This is a genomic window from Cellulomonas sp. B6 (assembly GCF_001462455.1).
Classification (GTDB): Bacteria; Actinomycetota; Actinomycetes; order Actinomycetales; family Cellulomonadaceae; genus Cellulomonas.
On the sequence record NZ_LNTD01000099.1, the window covers coordinates 1 to 18,431 of the forward strand.

15 protein-coding genes are annotated in these 18,431 nt (G+C 75.6%); 7 read left to right on the plus strand and 8 right to left on the minus strand.

Going from position 1 to position 18,431, the window contains the following annotated elements; genetic code table 11:
* Both ATM99_RS09570 and ATM99_RS09575 read left to right on the plus strand, forming a co-directional pair.
* On the plus strand, positions 1-687 hold a 687-nt coding region (locus tag ATM99_RS09570; RefSeq protein ID WP_223304945.1), incomplete at its 5' end, for an NAD(P)H-dependent oxidoreductase.
* 108 nt (positions 688-795) lie between these two features.
* On the plus strand, positions 796-2,175 hold the full coding sequence (locus ATM99_RS09575; RefSeq protein WP_062102705.1) for a deoxyribodipyrimidine photo-lyase: 1,380 nt from the start codon (positions 796-798) through the stop codon (positions 2,173-2,175).
* Positions 2,176-2,233: 58 nt separating this feature from the next.
* On the opposite strand, the gene ATM99_RS09580 is transcribed toward ATM99_RS09575, so the two are convergent.
* The 5 genes from ATM99_RS09580 to gatC form a co-directional block, all read right to left on the minus strand.
* Positions 2,234-3,187 (minus strand): 2-hydroxyacid dehydrogenase, encoded by a 954-nt coding sequence (locus ATM99_RS09580; RefSeq protein ID WP_223304947.1) that lies wholly within the window; start codon positions 3,185-3,187, stop codon positions 2,234-2,236.
* Positions 3,180-3,728, minus strand: a complete 549-nt coding sequence (locus ATM99_RS09585; RefSeq protein ID WP_062102706.1) for a GNAT family N-acetyltransferase — start codon at positions 3,726-3,728, stop codon at positions 3,180-3,182. Before ATM99_RS09585 ends, ATM99_RS09580 begins: the two co-directional genes overlap by 8 nt.
* Positions 3,729-3,856: 128 nt before the next feature.
* Positions 3,857-5,365: an Asp-tRNA(Asn)/Glu-tRNA(Gln) amidotransferase subunit GatB gene (gene gatB, locus ATM99_RS09590; protein WP_062102707.1), complete on the minus strand. Its 1,509-nt coding sequence runs from the start codon at positions 5,363-5,365 to the stop codon at positions 3,857-3,859.
* A complete protein-coding gene (gene gatA / locus ATM99_RS09595) occupies positions 5,365-6,882 on the minus strand; it encodes an Asp-tRNA(Asn)/Glu-tRNA(Gln) amidotransferase subunit GatA (protein ID WP_062102708.1) in 1,518 nt (505 codons plus the stop codon). The genes gatB and gatA overlap by 1 nt, the downstream gene beginning before the upstream one ends.
* A gap of 1 nt (position 6,883) precedes the next feature.
* On the minus strand, positions 6,884-7,180 hold the full coding sequence (gene gatC, locus ATM99_RS09600) for an Asp-tRNA(Asn)/Glu-tRNA(Gln) amidotransferase subunit GatC (protein WP_062102709.1): 297 nt from the start codon (positions 7,178-7,180) through the stop codon (positions 6,884-6,886).
* Between the two features lie 321 nt (positions 7,181-7,501).
* On the opposite strand from gatC, the gene ATM99_RS09605 reads away from it, so the two are divergent.
* Entirely contained in the window at positions 7,502-10,768 is a 3,267-nt protein-coding gene (locus tag ATM99_RS09605; protein ID WP_062102710.1) for an endo-1,4-beta-xylanase, read from the plus strand.
* Positions 10,769-10,856: 88 nt separating this feature from the next.
* On the opposite strand, the gene ATM99_RS09610 is transcribed toward ATM99_RS09605, so the two are convergent.
* The 3 genes from ATM99_RS09610 to ligA form a co-directional block, all read right to left on the minus strand.
* Entirely contained in the window at positions 10,857-11,279 is a 423-nt protein-coding gene (locus ATM99_RS09610; RefSeq protein ID WP_062102711.1) for a hypothetical protein, read from the minus strand.
* Between the two features lie 167 nt (positions 11,280-11,446).
* On the minus strand, positions 11,447-12,742 hold the full coding sequence (locus ATM99_RS09615) for a GNAT family N-acetyltransferase (RefSeq protein ID WP_062102712.1): 1,296 nt from the start codon (positions 12,740-12,742) through the stop codon (positions 11,447-11,449).
* Positions 12,739-15,309 carry an NAD-dependent DNA ligase LigA gene (gene ligA, locus ATM99_RS09620; RefSeq protein ID WP_062102713.1) on the minus strand — a complete coding sequence of 857 codons (2,571 nt, stop codon included), beginning with the start codon at positions 15,307-15,309 and terminating at the stop codon, positions 12,739-12,741. The genes ATM99_RS09615 and ligA overlap by 4 nt, the downstream gene beginning before the upstream one ends.
* 108 nt (positions 15,310-15,417) lie before the next feature.
* On the opposite strand from ligA, the gene ATM99_RS09625 reads away from it, so the two are divergent.
* From ATM99_RS09625 to ATM99_RS09640, 4 genes are read left to right on the plus strand one after another with little or no spacing between them, the layout of a single operon-like run.
* Positions 15,418-16,089, plus strand: coding sequence for a hypothetical protein (locus ATM99_RS09625; RefSeq protein ID WP_150118227.1), 672 nt, complete (start codon positions 15,418-15,420; stop codon positions 16,087-16,089).
* Complete coding sequence (locus ATM99_RS09630; protein WP_150118228.1) at positions 16,086-16,721, plus strand: hypothetical protein; 636 nt, start codon at positions 16,086-16,088, stop codon at positions 16,719-16,721. Before ATM99_RS09625 ends, ATM99_RS09630 begins: the two co-directional genes overlap by 4 nt.
* Entirely contained in the window at positions 16,718-17,371 is a 654-nt protein-coding gene (locus ATM99_RS09635) for a hypothetical protein (RefSeq protein ID WP_062102716.1), read from the plus strand. Before ATM99_RS09630 ends, ATM99_RS09635 begins: the two co-directional genes overlap by 4 nt.
* A 52-nt stretch (positions 17,372-17,423) precedes the next feature.
* Complete coding sequence (locus ATM99_RS09640) at positions 17,424-18,428, plus strand: LacI family DNA-binding transcriptional regulator (RefSeq protein ID WP_062102717.1); 1,005 nt, start codon at positions 17,424-17,426, stop codon at positions 18,426-18,428.
* Positions 18,429-18,431: the final 3 nt, after the last annotated feature.

Genomic DNA, 18,431 nt, shown 5'->3' on the forward strand with positions numbered 1-18,431 from the left:
CTGCGCACCCGCGCGCTCCCCACCACCCCACCACCGGAGGTACCCGTGCACGTCCTCGTCGTCGTCGGCCACCCGCTGCCCGACTCGTTCAACCACGCCCTCGCCCAGTCCTACGCCGACGCCGCCCGCGCCGCCGGCGCGCAGGTCCGCGTCCTCGACCTCGCCGCCACTCCGTTCCCCCACGACCCGCCGTCGCGGCGCGCGCTCGCGGCGCACGACGGCACGACCGACCACCTCGAGCCGGAGGTCGCGGCGCTCGTCGAGCACGTGCGCTGGGCCGACCACCTGGTCGTGACGCACCCCCAGTGGTGGGGCACCTACCCGGCCGTGCTCAAGGCGTTCCTCGACCGCGTGCTGCTCGCCGGTGTCGCGTTCCGGTACACGAAGGGCCACGCGCCGCGCCGGCTGCTGCGCGGACGCACCGCGCGGACGTTCATGACCATGGACTCGCCCAAGCCGTGGAACCTGCTCGCGTACCGGGACGCCGCGGGCGCCTCGCTCGGCACGGCGACGCTGGCGTTCACCGGCCACCGGCTCGTGGGCCGCACGACCTTCGCCCCCGTGCGCTTCTCGACCCCCGAGCGGCGCGAGCGGTGGCTCGCGACCGCAGCGCGCCTCGGCCGCCGGGACGTCGCACGCCTCACGGCACGGCACCGCGCGAGGACACCGGTCGCCGTGGCCGCCTGAACGGGGCGCACCCGGCCGGCGCCACCGCCGCACGTCGCCCGCACGTCGCGCGGCAGAGGGCGCGACACCTCGCCGGGCGTGGTGCGCCGCGGCGGGTTAGCGTGCGGCGTGCCGACGATCTGCTGGTTCCGCCGCGACCTGCGGCTGTCCGACCACCCCGCGCTGGTCGCGGCCGTCGAGGAGGCGCGCGCGGCCGACGACGAGGTCGTCGCGCTGTACGTCGTCGATCCCGCGCTGTGGCGCTCGGCCGGTGCGCCGCGGCTCGCGTACCTCGCGGCGTCGCTGCGTGCGCTCGACGACGCGACCGGGGGCCGGCTCGTGGTGCGGCACGGCCGCGCGGACGAGGTCGTGCCGCGCGTCGCGCGCGAGACCGGCGCGACGTCGGTGCACGTCAGCGCGGCCACCGAGCCCTACGGGCGGCGGCGCGACGACGCGGTCGAGGCCGCGCTCGGTGCCGACGTGCGCCTGGTGCGCACCGGCTGCCCGTACGCCGTCGCCCCGGGGCGGCTGAGCACCGGGCAGGGCGGCCCGTACAAGGTGTTCACCCCGTTCCGTAACGCCTGGCTCGACCACGGCTGGCACGAGCCCGCGCCGCGCCCGCGCGACGTCCCGTGGGCGACCCTGCGCGGGGACGGCGTGCCCGACGCCCCGGCGACGGACGTCCGCCTGCCCCGCGCCGGCGAGCGCGCGGCGCGCGAGCGGTGGCGCGCGTTCGTGCGCGACGACCTCGCGGGGTACGACGTCGACCGGGACCGCCCCGACCTCGACGTGACGTCGTGGATGTCGGTGCACCTCAAGTACGGCGAGATCCACCCGCGCACGGTCCTCGCGGACCTCGCCGAGGCCGGGCGCGGCGCGCGGGGAGCGCTCGCGACGTCGGTCGCGACGTACCGGTCGGAGATCGCGTGGCGCGAGTTCCACGCCGACGTGCTGTGGCACTCCCCCACCGCGACCCGGCGCTCGCTGCGCGAGGTCGTGCCCGCCGACGCGTGGGCCACCGGCCCCGAGGCCGACGACGCCTTCGCGGCGTGGGCGCAGGGCCGGACCGGCTACCCGCTGGTCGACGCCGGCATGCGCCAGCTGCGCGCGCTCGGCTGGGTGCACAACCGCGTGCGCATGGTCGTCGCGTCGTTCCTCGTCAAGGACCTGCACGTCGAGTGGCAGCGCGGCGCCGACCACTTCATGGCGTGGCTCGTCGACGGCGACGTGCCGCAGAACCAGCTCAACTGGCAGTGGGTGGCGGGTACCGGGCGCGACGCGGCACCGTACTTCCGCGTGTTCAACCCGGTGACGCAGGGCCTGAAGTTCGACCCGTCGGGCGACTACGTGCGCCGCTGGGTGCCCGAGCTGCGCGACGTGCCGGGCGCGGCCGTGCACGAGCCGTGGACGCTGCCCGGCGGCCCGCCGGACGGCTACCCCGAGCGCATGGTCGACCACAAGCACGAGCGGGAGGTCGCGCTGCGCGACCACGCGCGGCGACCCGGCTGAGCCGGGTCCCGCGCAGGTCGTCGGCGGTCGCCGCGTCCCGGCGCACGTCCGGCGCGCCTCAGGTGCGCGCGACCTCGTTCACCGCCGGCTCCCCCGCGAGCAGCGCCTCGAGCTGACGGCGCACGAGCGCGGCGACCCGCGGGAACGTCGCGTCGGTGTTGCCGCCCTGGTGCGCGGTCACGAGCAGGTTCGGCGCGTGCCACAGCGGGTGGTCGGGCGGCAGCGGCTCGGGGTCGGTGACGTCGAGCGCGGCGCGCAGCCGGCCTGCCGTGAGCTCGGCCAGCAGCGCGTCGGTGTCGACGACCTTGCCGCGCGCCACGTTGACCACCACCGCGCCGTCCTTCAGCCGCGCGAGAGCCGCGGCGTCGAGCAGGTGGTACGACGTGCGGGACAACGGGATCGCGAGCACGACGACGTCCGCGTCGGGCAACAGGTCGGGCAGCTCGTCCACGCCGTGCACGTGCCCGTCGGCGTCGTCACGCGCGGTCGAGGCGACGCGCACGAGGTCGACCTCGAAGGGCCGGAACCGGGCGACGATCGCCCGCCCCACCGACCCCTGCCCGACGACGACCACACGCCGGTCCGCGAGCGACGGCCCGAACGGGTTGTCCCACCGCCCGTCCGCCATCGCCCGCACCGCGCGCGGCAGGTCGCGCTGCACCGCCAGCGTGAGGCCCACGGCCAGCTCGGCCGTGCCCGCGTCGTGCACGCCGCGGCCGTTGCACAGCACGACGCCCGGCGGCAGGTGCGGCAGCGCGTGCTCGTACCCCGCGCTCGGCAGCTGCACGTACCGCAGCCGCGGCAGGTCGCGCAGCACGTCGAACCCGCCGGGCCGCACGAAGTAGTGCGGGATCACGACGAGGTCCACGGCGGCGGCCGTCGCGGGGTCGAGCGGGCCGGCCAGGTCCCAGCGGACCAGCCGAAGCCCGTCCGCGTGCGCGGCGGCGACGTCGGCGAGGCGCGCCAGCAGGTCGTCGTCCGGCACGGTCGCCGTGAGCACCCGGTCAGCCACCGATGCGCCCCGCGCGGTACTCGTCCTCGAGCATCGACATCACCACGGCGTCGCAGAAGCCGTCGCCGTCGCGGAACGCGTCGCGGCGGCGGCCCTCGACGCGGAAGCCGATGTTCTCGTACAGCGACACCGCGCGCGTGTTGATGCTGAGCGCCTCGAGCTCGACGCGGTGCAGTCCGAGCCCCTCGAACGCGAACTCCAGCACGAGCTCGATGGCCTCCGTGCCGTAGCCGCGTCCGCGGTAGACCGGGCGCATCGACAGCCGCAGGCTCGCGCAGCGCACGTCCTCGTCGACGTCCGAGAGCACGATCTCGCCCCGGAACTCGTCGTCGCCGTCGACGGTGACCGCGAAGTCGAACCGCCCCTGCGCGGCCTCGCGGCTCGCGCACCACGCGTCGACCTCGGCGCGCGTGAACGCACGGGTCGTGCCCGTGAGCCGGTTGCCCTCGGCGTCGTCGAGCATGTCCCACATCGCGTCGGCGTCGTCGGCGCGCACCGGGCGCAGCACGATCATCTCGCCCTGGAGCGTCGGCTTCTGCATGACAACCCTTCCGTCGCCGCCCGGTCGGTGCGACCGGGCGCTGCGCACGTGCCCCGCGGCGTGCGTCGGATCGTACGGACCCCGTGTGACCGAGGTGTTGCGTCCGACGCACGCCGAGGGTGTGACGCTCAGGCCTGCACGCGCTCCAGCACGAGCTCGCGGACGCGGCCGGCGTCGGCCTGCCCGCGGGTCGCCTTCATGACCGCACCGATGATCGCACCGACCGGCCCGAGGTTGCCCGAGCGGATCTTCTCGGCGATGTCGGGCTGCGCCGCGAGCGCCGCGTCGATCGCCTCGAGCAGCGGGCCGTCGTCCGAGACGACCTCGAGGCCGCGCGCGACGACGACCTGCTCGGGGTCGCCCTCACCGGCCAGCACACCCTCGAGCACCTGGCGCGCGAGCTTGTCGTTGATGCGGCCGGCGTCGACGAGCTGCTGCAGCGCGCCGATCTGCGCGGGCGTGATCGGCAGGTCCGCGAGCTCGACCTCCTGCTGCTTGGCCGTACGGGCGAGCTCGCCCATCCACCACTTGCGCGCCGCGGCCGGGCTCGCGCCCGCCACGACCGTGGCCTCGATGAGCTCGACCGCGCCCGCGTTGACGACGTCGCGCATCTCGGCGTCGGCGTAGCCCCACTCACCCTGCAGCCGGCGGCGGCGCGCCTGCGGCAGCTCGGGCAGCGCGGCGCGGATCTCCTCGACCCACGCACGGTCCGGCACGACCGGCACGAGGTCCGGCTCGGGGAAGTAGCGGTAGTCCTCGGCGTCGGACTTCACGCGCCCGGCCGTCGTGATGCCGGTGTCCTCGTGCCAGTGCCGCGTCTCCTGGACGATGGCACCGCCCGCGTCGAGCACGGCCGCCTGGCGGCCGATCTCGTAGCGGACCGCGCGCTCGACGGACCGGAACGAGTTGACGTTCTTGGTCTCGGTGCGGGTCCCGAGCGGCGACGCGGGGGTCGCGCGCAGCGACACGTTGACGTCGGCGCGCACGTTGCCGCGCTCCATGCGGGCCTCGGACACGCCGAGGGCCCGGAACAGGTCGCGCAGCGTCTGCACGTAGGCGCGCGCGACCTCGGGGGCCCGCTCGCCCGCACCCGTGATGGGCCGCGTGACGATCTCCACGAGGGGCACGCCCGCGCGGTTGTAGTCGACCAGCGAGTACTCGGCGCCGTGGATGCGTCCGGTGGCGCCGCCGACGTGCGTGTTCTTGCCGGCGTCCTCCTCCATGTGCGCGCGCTCGATCTCGACGCGGAACGTCGTGCCGTCCTCGAGCTCGACGTCGACGTAGCCGTCGTGCGCGATCGGCTCGTCGTACTGCGACGTCTGGAAGTTCTTCGGCACGTCCGGGTAGAAGTAGTTCTTTCGCGCGAACCGGCAGGACTGCGCGATCTCGCAGTTCAGCGCCAGGCCGATGCGGATCGCGTACTCCACCGCGGTGCCGTTGACCGCGGGCAGCGCGCCCGGCAGGCCGAGGCTCACGGGCGTGATCTGCGTGTTCGGCTCCTCGCCGAACGACTGCTCGGCGCCGTCGAACATCTTGGTCCGGGTGCCGAGCTCGACGTGCACCTCGATGCCGATGACCGGGTCGAACCGGGCCACCGCGTCGTCGTAGTCGACCAGGTCGACGCTCGTCGTCGTCATCAGGCTGCCCCTCCGGCCAGCTCGGGGGCGCGGCCCAGCAGCGGGCCCTCCCAGCTCGTCTCGAGCAGCTGCTCGAGCGCGGCGCCCACGCGGTACAGGCGGGCGTCCTCGCGGGCGGGCGCCAGGATCTGGAACCCGACCGGCAGCCCGTCGTCCGACAGGCCGTTCGGCAGCGACATGCCCGGCACGCCCGCGAGGTTCGCGGGGATCGTCGCGACGTCGTTGAGGTACATCGCGAGCGGGTCGTCGAGCTTCTCGCCCAGCTTGAACGCCGTGGTCGGCGCGGTGGGCGAGACGAGCACGTCGGCCTGCTCGAACGCGGCGGCGAAGTCGCGCTGGATGAGCGTGCGGACCTTCTGCGCCGAGCCGTAGTAGGCGTCGTAGTAGCCCGCGCTCAGCGCGTACGTGCCGAGGATGATGCGGCGCTTGACCTCGTCGCCGAAGCCCTGGCCGCGGGTCGCGGCCATGACGCGCTCGGCGGTCACCGGGCCCTCGGACGGCTCGACGCGCAGGCCGAACCGCATGCCGTCGAACTTCGCGAGGTTGCTCGACGCCTCGGCGGGCAGGATCAGGTAGTACGCGGCGAGCGCGTACGTGAAGTGCGGGCAGGAGACCTCGACGACCTCGGCGCCCGCCGAGCGCAGCGCGTCGAGGGACTCCTCGAACCGCGCGAGCACGCCGGGCTGGTAGCCCTCGCCCTGCAGCTCGCGGACGACGCCGACCTTGACGCCGCGCAGGTCGCCCGACGCGCCCTCGCGCGCCGCCGCGACGTAGCCCGTCGCCGGGTCGGGCAGCGACGTCGAGTCGCGCGGGTCGTGCCCGCCGATCAGCTCGTGCAGCAGCGCCGCGTCCAGCACGGTGCGCGTGCACGGCCCCGCCTGGTCGAGGCTGCTGGCCAGCGCGATCAGGCCGTACCGCGACACGCTGCCGTACGTCGGCTTGACGCCGACCGTGCCCGTGACGGCCGCGGGCTGCCGGATCGAACCGCCCGTGTCGGTGCCGATCGCGAGCGGCGCCTCGTACGCGGCGACGGCCGCGGCGGACCCGCCGCCCGAGCCGCCGGGGATCCGCTCGAGGTCCCACGGGTTGTGCGTGTTGCCGTACGCCGAGTGCTCGGTCGACGACCCCATGGCGAACTCGTCCATGTTGGTCTTGCCGAGGACCGGCAGGCCGGCGGCCTTGATGCGCTCGACGAGCGTCGCGTCGTAGGGCGGGACCCAGCCCTCGAGGATGCGCGAGCCGGCCGTGGTCGGCAGGCCGCGGGTCACGACGACGTCCTTGACGGCGATCGGGACGCCCGCGAGCGCGTGCAGGTCGTCGCCCGCGACGCGGCGCGCGTCGACGTCGGCGGCGGTCGCCAGGGCCTCGTCGGCCGCGACGTGCAGGTAGGCGTGGACGGCGGGCTCGACGGCGGCGATCCGGTCGAGGTGGGCCTGCGTCGCCTCGACGCTCGTCACCTCGCGCGCGGTCAGGCGGTCGGCCAGCTCGGCGGCGGTCAGGCGGGTCAGGTCGGTCACGTCACTCCTCCCCGAGGATCTGCGGGACGAGGAACTTGCCGTCCTGCGCGGCGGGCGCCTGCGCGAGGACCTCGTCGCGGTCGAGGGGCGCGACCGGCTCGTCGGTGCGGAACACGTTGGACAGCGGCAGCGGGTGGCTCGTCGCGGGCACGTCCGGGGTGGCGACCTCGGCGACGCGCGCGACGGACTCGACGATGACGTCGAGCTCGCCCGCCAGCCGGTCGGTCTCGGCCGGTGTCAGGTCGATCCGGGCGAGCGCGGCGACACGCGCGACCTCGTCGCGGGAGAGGGTGGACATGGTCCCGGAGTCTAGTCGTGGTGGGACCGCCGGCCGCAGGCCCCGCGCCGTGGCCGGGCCGCGGGGGCGGGCTGCGGCGCGGGCAGGTGGCCCGCACGGACGCGCAGACGTGTCATGTCGCCTGTGACGGGGCAGACCGCCGCAAACCGGTCGCGCGTATGCCCCGAAAGAGTCATTGTCGCTGGTCAGCGCGCTTCGATAACGTTGTCGATACCGTTCCCCACGCCTTCCGGACGCACCGTCGCGTCCACCCGCGGCGTGGGGTGCGGCACTCCCCGACGAGGCAGAGCCGCCTCGTCGGCATGCACGCGAAGGAGCGACATGCACGCACCCGCCCAGCGGCGACGGCACCGGCACGCGATCGGAGGTGCGGCGGCCGCCACGGCCCTCGTCCTCACCGGTCTCGTGGCGCCACCCGGGGCCGCCGCCGACACCGGCACCGTCCCGTACACCGTGATGTTCAACAACTTCGAGAGCAGCGTCGGCAGCCGGGCACCCGCCTGGTCGGCGCTCGACGTCGCCGGCCCGTCGGGCACCCCGGCGGCCACCTCGTTCTCGACGACCGACGTCCGCACGCGCGTCAGCCACGCGCGCAGCCTCCAGGTCGCCGCGCGCGACCACGTCGGCGACGGCGCCCAGATGCCGATCCCGGCGACCCTGCTCACGGCCGGGCAGACCTACACGATCTCGGTGTGGGTGCACGTCGCCGAGGGCTCGGCCCCCGTGACCGCGGGCACGCCGCTCACCGCGCGCGTCGCCGTCGGCGGCACCGCGCTGCCCGCCGCCGCGGGCACGGACCTCGTCCTCGAGCCCGGGGTCTGGAAGCGCGTCGCCGTCACCTACACGCACACCGCCGGGGCGACCCCGCTCACGGTCACGGTCGACAACACCACGGGCACGTTCTACCTCGACGACGCCATGGTCTCGGGCGAGCGGGTCGGCGAGCCCGTCCCCGCCACCGGCACGCTCAAGAACACCCTGGGCTACCCCGTGGGTGTCGCCGTCGAGCGCCGCTCGACCCTCGTCGGCACCGAGGCCGAGCAGGTGCTGAGCACGCAGTTCGACCAGGTCACGCCCGAGAACGCCATGAAGCCGGAGTCCTGGTACGGCGCCGACGGCAAGTTCGCCGGCACCCCGGGCGCGGAGATGACGTCCAACGAGGGCGCGGACGCGCTCATGGACTGGGCCAAGCGCAACGACGGCCGCGTCTACGGGCACGTGCTCGTGTGGCACGGGCAGAACCCCGGCTGGTTCTTCCAGGACGAGAACGGTGCGCCCCTCGACGCGGCGGGGGCGAGCGAGCGCATGCGCACGCACATCTTCGACGTCGCGAAGTACCTGTCCGACCGCTACGGCGCGTTCGGCTCGCCCGGCAACCCGCTCGCGGCGTTCGACGTCGTCAACGAGGTCATCGCCGACAACGCGGCGACCGCGTCGAACGGCATGCGCACCAGCACGTGGTTCAACACGCTCGGCGAGGAGTTCGTCGACCAGGCGTTCCGTGACGCAGACGAGGCGTTCAACGACGTCTACGCCCAGCCCGGCAGCGACCGCCCCGTCAAGCTCTTCATCAACGACTACGGCACCGAGGGCGGGGACGCCGCCGGGTCCAAGCTCAACCGCTACTACGACCTCGTGCAGCGGCTCATCGCGCGCGACGTGCCGATCGACGGCGTCGGGCACCAGTACCACGTCAACCTCAACACCCCCACCGCGAACCTGCGCACGGGTCTCGAGAAGTTCACCGCCACCGGGCTGCAGCTCGCGGTCACCGAGTTCGACGTGACCACCGGGTACCCGCAGACGGAGCGCCTGGCCATCCGGCAGGGCCAGTACTACAAGACCGCGTTCGACATCTTCAACGCGTACGACCGCACCCACCCCGACCGCCTGTTCTCGGTGACGGTGTGGGGCCTCAACGACGCCGGGTCGTGGCTGTACTACGACGGCGCACCGCTGATGTTCGACGACTACCTCAACCCGAAGTGGTCGCTCGTCGGCGCCCTGGGCGGCGACGTGCCGGCCGAGCCGAAGGCGATGACGGTGTTCGGCGGCGACGTCGACCTCGACGCCCCGCGCGTCACGACCGACCCGCAGTGGTCGCTCGTGGCCCCGTCCGCCGTGGGCGACCACGCCCGCTTCACGCTGCGCTGGGCACCCGACGCCCTGACGGCGTACGTGGACGTCGACGACGCGACGGTCGACGCCACCGACGGGGTCACGTTCCGCGTCGGCGCGCAGCGGTACGGCATCACCCGCGCGGGCGAGGGCGACCTGCCCGTCGTGGTCTCCGAGCGCGACGGCGGCTGGACCGCCGTCGTGCAGCTCCCGCTGACCGGTGCGACCGAGGGCGGCACCGTGCCGTTCGACGTGGCCGTGACGGACGGTGCCACGACCGCGGGGTGGAACGCCCCGGGGATCCTCGGCGAGCTCACGCTGCGCGAGCCGCTGTCGCACGTCGACGTGCTCCAGGTCGACGCTCCCCCGGCGGTCGACGCCGAGGTCGACGACCTGTGGGCCGCGGCCCCCGTGGTCCGCACCGACAAGGTCACGCAGGGCACCGCGGCGGCGGCCTACGCCGACGTGCGCACGGTGTGGTCGGGCGACGGCTCGTCACTCTTCGTGCTGGCCGAGGTCACGGACCCGCAGGTCAGCCTGACGCCGAACAACGCGTGGGAGAAGGACTCGCTCGAGATCTTCGTCGACCCGGGCAACGCCAAGAACGGCGCGTACCGGGCCGGCGAGGACGTCCAGATCCGCATCGCGGCCGACAACGCGGTCTCGAGCGGTGGGGGCCGCGTCGTGGCGTCGGCCACCCGGCAGACCGCCACGGGCTACGTCGTCGAGGCCGAGATCAGCCTGCTCGACGCGGGTGGCCCCGGCACGCTGCACGGCCTGGACTTCCAGGTCAACGACGCGACCGGCAACGCCCGCACCGGCGTCAAGGCGTGGGCCGACCCGACCGGACAGGGCTACCAGAACACGTCGCGCTGGGGTGTCGCACGGCTCGCCGAGCGCGGCACGCCGGCCCTGACGCTCGGCGCGGCCGAGGTCACGGCGGGCGGCGACGTCACGGTGACGGCGACCGGGTTCCCGGCGCGGGCCACGGTCGAGCTGCAGCTCGTCGCGGCGACGTCGGGTGCGGCCCGTGCCGCGGCCGACCCGGTCGCGCTCGGCACGGTCGAGGTCGCGGCCGACGGGGTCGCGCAGACCACGGTCACCGTGCCCGCGTCGGTCGCCGCCGGTGACTACCGGATCGCGGCCGTCGGTGCCGACGAGACCCTCGCCACGGCGGACCTGCGGGTCGTCGCGGCGGCGGTCGAGCCGACGCCCGGGCCGACGCCCGGGCCGACGTCGCAGCCGACGCCGGGGGCCACCCCGACGCCCGGCGCCACCGCGACGCCGGGTGCCGACCCGACGCCGGGCGGCACGGGCGGCACCACGGGCTCCGGCACCACCGGCGCGTCCTCGGGGCGCCTGGCCACGACGGGCTCGGCCATCGCGCTGTGGTCGGTCCTGGCGGCGGCGCTCCTGACGGGCGGCGGCGTGCTGGTGCGCGCGCGGCGCGCGGCAGGTGCCGACGACTGACGTCGCACCGCTCGACCGGCGGCCGGGTCGGACCTCGTGTCCGGCCCGGCCGTCGCGCGTCAGGTCGAGGGCGGACGACCGCGGGGTCTCAGCCGACGCGCGAGGTCGCGGCCGTCACGAGCGCGAGCAGCGCCTCGGCGTAGGCGTCGGCGGGCTCCTCGGACGTGAACACCCGCTCGGGCTGGCCGCCGATCTCGACGAGCACCTGGTAGCGGCCGTCGGTCGAGCGCGCGAGGCTCCGGAACGTGCCGCCCAGCAGCTCGCGCAGCTGGTCCTCGCGCGGGAGCCACAGGGCGTCCTCCTGGCGCACCGAGTCCAGCGCCCACTCGGTCGTGCCGTTGAAACCGAGCACGGTGCCGGTCGGGTACTCGTGGGCCTCGACGACCATCTCCGAGATCGTGAAGACCTCCCCGCCCATGTCGGCGCCACGCACCACGAAGCGGTCCCCGGCGCGCGGGTGCCACTGCAGGCCCGCGGCCTCGAGGGCCACGGCGTTGTCCGTCGAGATCATGCGCCCAGTATCGACGCGTGCGGCGCGATCGGCCCGCCCGGTCGGCACCGGGCGGTGCGCCGGGCACGACGCCGGGTCACCGAGCGCCTTCCGGCGGCACACCCTCCGCCGACGGGGACGGCGGGGCGCCGCCCGGCGGGCGGACCCCGGTCGTGACGGCCGGTCGCTCAGGACGCGTCGGCGGCGCCGCGCGCGGCGAGCTCGCGGTACGCGTACCCGTGCGCGAGCCGGAAGCCGAGCGCCTCGTAGAGCCGCAGCGCGCCGACGTTGTGCGCCTCGACCTGCAGGAAGGCCCGTCGTGCTCCGCGCTCGACGGCGGCGTCGAGCGCGGCCGTCGTGAGCGTCCGGCCCCAGCCCTGCCGGCGGGCCGTGCCCGCGACCTGCAGGCACGACAGCCCGACCCAGTCGCCCGCGAGCGCGGCCCGGATCACCGCGACGTCGCGACCCGCGTCGTCGGCCGCCGTGAGGTAGAGCGCGGGGGCCGCGGAGACGATCGCGCGGGACACGTCGCGCGCACCGCCCTTGCCGCGCAGCCACACGTCGAGCCACGCGTCGTCGGGCGCGTCCGCGACGCGCACGCGCCGAGCGGGGACGTCGTCGGTCCGGGCGCCGGCACGGGCCGCGCCCGGGCCGGGCACGGTCGCCCGGTCGGGTCGCGGGGCGACGTCGCGCACGAGCACGTCGGTGAGCGACGCGACGGCGTACCCGCGCCGGTCGAGCTCGGCGGCGAGCCCCGCGGGGTGGCCGGGGTCGCCGACGCGGAACGTCGCGGGGGCGCCGTCGGCGCGGTAGAGCGCCTCGACGCGGTCGACCGCGGCGGGCAGGTCCGTGACGTCCCGGTCCGCGACCGTCGAGCTCGCGCGCCGCGTGACGCCACGCGACAGCCCGACGCGCCAGCCGTCGACGTCCGCCGTGCGCAGCGGCGGCCACGTCGCGACCTCGACGTCGACGCCCGGCGCGGGGGCCGCGTGCCACGTGTGGACGCGCATCGTGACCTCGTCGCTCCAGTCCCGCTCGAGTCGTGCGACGAGACCGAGGCGCGCGTAGAGCCGCTGCGCGGCGGTCATGGGGTCGAGCGTCGACAGCACGACGTCACGGAAGCCCCGGGCGAGCGCGGTGCGCAGCGCGCCGCGCACGAGCTGCTCGGCGACGCCCGCGCCACGCCGGGCGGGATCGACGGCGAGCATCCGCAGCTCGACCTCGTCGGGCCGCGCGACCTCGGCGTAACGCGTGCCCGGCCACGCCAGCGTCACCGTGCCGAGCACGTCGCCCGTCGGCTCCACGACCGCGACGAGCAGGGTCGCCTGCGCCGCCCGGGCCCGCGCGTCCCGCAGCTCGTCGGCGTACCAGTGGTCCACCTCGACCAGCCCGTCGGCCACGTACGCGGCCGCCGTGAGCGCGCCGACGGCCTCGAGCTCGTCGTCGCGCGCGGCGCGCACGACGACGGGTCCCGCACCGCTCACGACGCGTCGTCGGACACGGCCGCGCCGTCCGGACCGGTCTCCCCCGCGTCGGCGTCACCGTCGGCGGCGGTCGGCGACCCGACCGCGTCCGGGCCGCCGGCCAGGAGCGCCTCGAACCCCGCCTCGTCGAGGATCCGCAGACCGAGCTCGCGCGCCTTCGTCTCCTTCGAGCCGGCGTTCTCGCCGACGACGACGAAGTCGGTCTTCTTCGAGACGGAGCCCGACGCCTTGCCGCCGCGCGCGAGGATCGCCTCCTTGGCGCCGTCGCGGCTGAACCGCTCGAGGCTGCCGGTGACGACGACCGTGACACCCTCGAGCGTGCGGGGCGTCGAGGCGTCCGCGACGTCCTCCATGACGACGCCGGCCGCGGCCCACCGGTCGACGACCTCGCGGTGCCACGGCTCGCCGAACCAGTCGAGCAGGGACTGCGCGATCGTCGGCCCGACACCCTCGACGCCCGAGAGCCGCGCGACCGCGGCGGCGCGCTGCGCGGCGTGCGGGTCCGGCGCGGTGGCCTCGGCGGCGTCGTCGACACCGGCGGCGTCGCCGGCGCGACCGTCCTCGGCACCGGCCAGGTCGAGCGGGTCCTGCTCCCCCGCCGCGGTCCCCGAGCCGGCGCCCGCCGTGGCTGGCGCCTCGGGCTCGTCGGGCCACCGCGTGGCGTCGACGACCTCGCGCAGCGCGCGCATCGACCCGAACTCCTGCGCGAGCGCACGCGCCGCCGTCGGCCCGACGTTGCGGATGCTCAGCGCGACGATCGCGCGCCACAGCTCCTTGGACTTGGCCAGCTCGAGCTGGTCGAGCAGCGTGCGCGCCGCCTCCGACGGCTCCCACTCGCGCAGCACCCGCCCCTCGGCCTCGGCGGCGGCGCGCTGCGCCTTGGTGTGCTTGAGCGTGCGGCGGAACGGCGTGCGGCGCCGGACGGTGCCGTCCTCGTCCTCCTTGGGCAGCCCGGTCTCGGCGTCGCGCACGACGACCTCGACCTGCGCGAGCGTCGCGAGGCTCGCGTCGCGCACCTGTGCCACCAGCTCGGGCGTCGGGTCGTCGCCGTAGCGCACGAGGTCGAAGAGGTACGCCTCGGTCGGCACGGGCGGCGTGCTCGGGACCTCCGGCTGGGTGAGCGCGGCGGCGGTGACCTCGCCGAGCACCTCGATGTCGAACGCGCCGCGCGAGCCGATGTGCTCGAGCCGCCCGCGCACCTGCGCGGGGCAGCCCTGCGCGTTCGGGCAGCGCAGGTCGACGTCGCCCTCGCGCATGGGCCGCAGCGGCGTGCCGCACTCGGGGCAGTCGGCGGGCATGCGCCACTCGGGCGGCCGCTCGCCCTCGTCGGGCTGCGGCGCACGTCCCACGATCTCGGGGATGACGTCGCCCGCCTTGCGCAGCACGACCGTCTCGCCCGGCCGCACGTCCTTGAGCCGGACGACGTCCTGGTTGTGCAGCGTCGCCTGACGCACGGTGCTGCCCGCGACCGTCACGGGCTCCATGACGCCGAACGGCGTCGCCCGCCCCGTGCGGCCGATGCCCACCTCGATCGCCAGCAGGCGCGTGAACACCTCCTCGGGCGGGTACTTGTACGCGATCGCCCACCTCGGCGCGCGGCTCGTCGCGCCCAGCCGGCGCTGCAGCGCGATGTCGTCGACCTTGACCACGATGCCGTCGATCTCGTGCTCGACGTCGTGCCGGTGCACGCCGTAGTGGTCGATGCGCGCCCACACCTCGTCGAGCCCGTCGAGCACACGCGTGTGCGACGACGTCGGCACGCCCCACCCGGCCAGCAGCTCGTACACCTGCGACTGCCGCTCGATGCCCTGCCCGCGGCCCTCGCCCCAGGTCAGGGCGCCGATGCCGTGCGCGTACATGCGCAGCGGGCGCGACGCGGTGACGCGCGGGTCCTTCTGCCGCAACGACCCGGCCGCCGCGTTGCGCGGGTTCGCGAACGGCGGTCGCCCCGCCGCGACCTGCGCCTCGTTGAGCGTGCGGAACGCCTCGACCGGCAGGAACACCTCGCCGCGGATCTCGATGAGCTCGGGGTGCGTCGCGGGGTCGCCTGCGAGCACGTCGGGGATCGTGGTGATCGTGCGGACGTTGAGCGTGACGTCCTCGCCCGTGCGCCCGTCGCCGCGCGTGGCCGCCCGCACGAGCCGGCCACGCTCGTACAGCAGCGCGATCGCGAGCCCGTCGATCTTCAGCTCCGTGAGGTACGCGAGCGGCGCGTCCGACTCGAGGTCGCGGTGCACGCGCTGCGACCACGCGAGCAGGTCCTCGCGCGAGAACGCGTTGTCGAGCGACAGCATGCGCTGCACGTGGTCGACCGCCGTGAACTCGGTCGAGAACGTGCCCCCGACGCGCTGCGTCGGGGAGTCCGGCGTCCGCAGCCCCGGGTGCTCCGCCTCGAGCGCCTCGAGGGCCCGCAGCCGCTCGTCGTAGGCAGCGTCCGACGACGACGGCGCGTCGCGCACGTAGTACGCGAACTGGTCGGCCCGGATCTGCTCGGCCAGCTCGGTCCAGCGGTGCCGGGCCTCGGCGGGCACGTCGCGCTCGGCGGTCTGCGGGGTCGGGTCGCTCACGGGTCCATCATGACGCGGCGCACCCACACGACGCCCGCGGCGACCGGCACCCGCCCGCTCGTCGGCCGGCACGTCCGCCACCCGCTCCACGGCCCTACACTCAGGCGCGTGTCCGGTCCCGCCGCCCCGCCCGGCCTGCGCGCCCGCGCACGGTCGAGCGGCAGCCGCGTCGCCCGCCGCGTGCTCGACCAGCCGCTGCGGCGCCTCGGCGTCGTGGGCGCCGTCGTCCTGCTGGCGGCGACGGCGGCGTTCGGCGGCCTCGAGGAGCAGACCGACGACGGCCTCGAGGTGCTCGCGGTCGACGAGCCCGTCGAGGTCGCGCCGTTCGAGCTCACCGTGCAGCGCGTCGTGTGGACCACCGAGCTGCCCGGCCAGACGCTGAGCGAGCCCGGCAACCGCTGGCTCGGCGTCGTGACGACCGTGCGCAACACGTCGGACGCCGGTGTGCTCGGCACGGTGCTGCGCGAGGCCCTCACGCTCGACGACGTACCAGGCCTCGTCGGGGCCCCGGGCGACCTGGGCGTGCCCGCGTCCGCGGTCGCGGTGCTCGTCGACGGCTCGGAGCTGAGCCCCGTGCAGCCCGGCCTCGCGTACGAGGTCGCCTTCCTCTTCGAGCAGGACGGCCGCACGCCGCCGCCCTCGTCCGTCGCCGTGCGGCTGCAGCGCCACGTCTGGGGCACCGGCTCGCTGGACCCGACAGCGGGCTGGCGCGACCCCACGACCGTGCTGCGCGGCAACCTGCCGGCACGCGAGGCCGTGACGGACGAGGACGCCGCATGAGCGCCGCCGAGGCCCCCCGTCGACTCCGGGCCCGCGTGCGCCCGCCCGCGGGCCGCACGCTCGGCGCGAGCGCGGCGGTCCTCGCCGCGCTCGTGGTCGGTCACGTCGTCACGTCGGCGTTCCCGGTCGACGAGCGCGTCGCCGCGCCCTTCGTGCGCGAGGGTGCCGTGGGCGACACGCTCGACCTGCGCTACGCGCGGCTGACCGTCGAGGAGCCGACGGGGTCGACCGTCCTGGCACCCGAGGTCGGTTCGCTGCTCGCGACGCCGGGCGTCTGGCTGGTCGTCCCCGTGACGGTCGAGGCGAAGGGACAGCCCCGCGCGCTCGCGTTCGCCGAGCTGCTCGGCGGCGACGGCCGGACGTACACGGTGTTCACCGGGGGCCGCTCCGCGTTCCTGCCCGGCGCGGCGCAGCCCGGCGTGCCGCGGTACGCGACGCTGCACGTCGAGGTCCCGCCCGAGGCCGTGGCGGGCGCGCGCCTACGCGTCGGCCTCGACGTCGAGGACCAGCGCCACGACGACGTCGCCGAGGTGGATCTCGGCCTCACGCAGGCCGACGCCGACGCGTGGTCGGCCGGTGATACGCCCGTGCGCGCCCCCGCCGCGTCCGACGCACCGCCGGAGCATCCGTGACCACCACCGTCCCGTCCCCCGCCACCACGAGCGCGCGCTCGTGGTGGCGGCGCAACCGGTGGGCGCTGGTCGCCCTGCCGCTCGCGCTGGCGCTCATGGCCGCCGCGTCGGCCGACCGCGTGCGCTCCCTGTGGTGGGAGCAGGGCCTGCACAGCCCGACCACGGCCGGCCAGGGCCAGGCCGTGACGTTCCACCAGGACGTGCGCGACGGGCTCGGCGGCACCCGCCCGGTCGACGTCGAGGTCCGGCTCGACGCCGTCGTCGACGCCGGCGCGCTGCCCGATGGCCTCGTGGTCCCCGCGGGCGCCCGCGCGGTCCAGGTCGAGATGACGCTGAGTGCCGACCCCGACGTCGTGCTGCGCGGCTGCTCGCTCGCGGTCCGGGACGCCGACGGCACGCGGTACGACTACGTGGCTGACGCGTGGGGGGCCACCCAGGCGGTCTCCCCGTGCGTGCCGGCCGACGCACCCGGCCCGGCCCCGTCGCTCGGCGACCTCGACGACGTGCTCACGCCGGACTCGACCCCGGAGCGCCCGGCCACGTGGACCGTCTCCCCGGTCGTGGTCCTGCCCGCGGACGTCCAGGTCAGCGACGTGGTCCTGTGGTGGCAGCTGCCCCAGCACGTCGTCCTGCCGACCGCGCGCGGGTGACGCGGGCGGACACCCCCTGCGTGACAGGATGGCGCCGACGAGGGAGCGGACCATGACGGACGAGGTGCGGCTGCGCGACGTGGCCGAGGCGGCGGGCGTGTCGATCGCGACCGCGTCGCGCGCGCTGACCGGCCGCAACCGCGTCTCCGCGTCGACGACGGCGCACGTCACCGCCGTCGCGCGGCGCCTGGGCTACCAGGTGAACAGCGTCGGGCGCGCGCTGCGGGAGGGCTCGACGCGCACCGTGGGCATGACGGTCCCCGTCATCGGCAACCCGTACTTCGCGCAGCTCGTCGACGCGGTCGAAGGCGCGCTCGTCGAGCCCGGGCTCGAGCTGCTGATCGCGGACTCGCACGGCGACGTGGACCACGAGGCACGCCGGCTGCGGACGCTCGTCGGACGCCAGATCGACGGCCTCGTGGTGGTGCCGGCCGACGTCGAGCGCTCCGCCCCCGCGCTGCGCGCGGCACGCCGGCACGCGCCCGTGGTGCAGCTCGACCGTCGCGTCGAGGGCCTGACCACCGACTTCGTCGGGGTCGACAACGCGCTCGGCATGCGCGTCGTCGTCGACCACCTCGTGGACCGTGGCGCCCGCAGCGTCGTCCTCGTCGGCGCCGACGACGTGACGTCGGCCGGTGTCGAGCGCCGCGAGGGCTTCGAGGCGGCCGCCGCCCGCACGGGCCTCGAAGTGCACGCGCCCCTGCTCGACGACTTCAGCCTCGAAGCCGGGCAGCGCGCCGCCGAGGAGCTGGTCGCACGCGGCCCGCTGCCCGACGCGGTCGTCGCCGCCGACGACCTGCTCGCCGTCGGCGTGGTCACGACGCTGCGCCGCCTCGGCGTCGACGTGCCGGGGCGCGTGCTCGTGACGGGGTTCGACGGCACAGTGATCGCGGGCATCACCGAACCGGCGCTCACGACGGTCGTGCAGCCGTTCGCCGCACTGGCGCAGGAGGTCACCCGCACCCTGCTGGCGCGGATCGCGGACGGCTCGGCGCCGACCCGGCAGAGCCGGATCAGCCCCGAGCTGCTCGTCCGCGCGTCGACGACGCGCCCCTGAGTG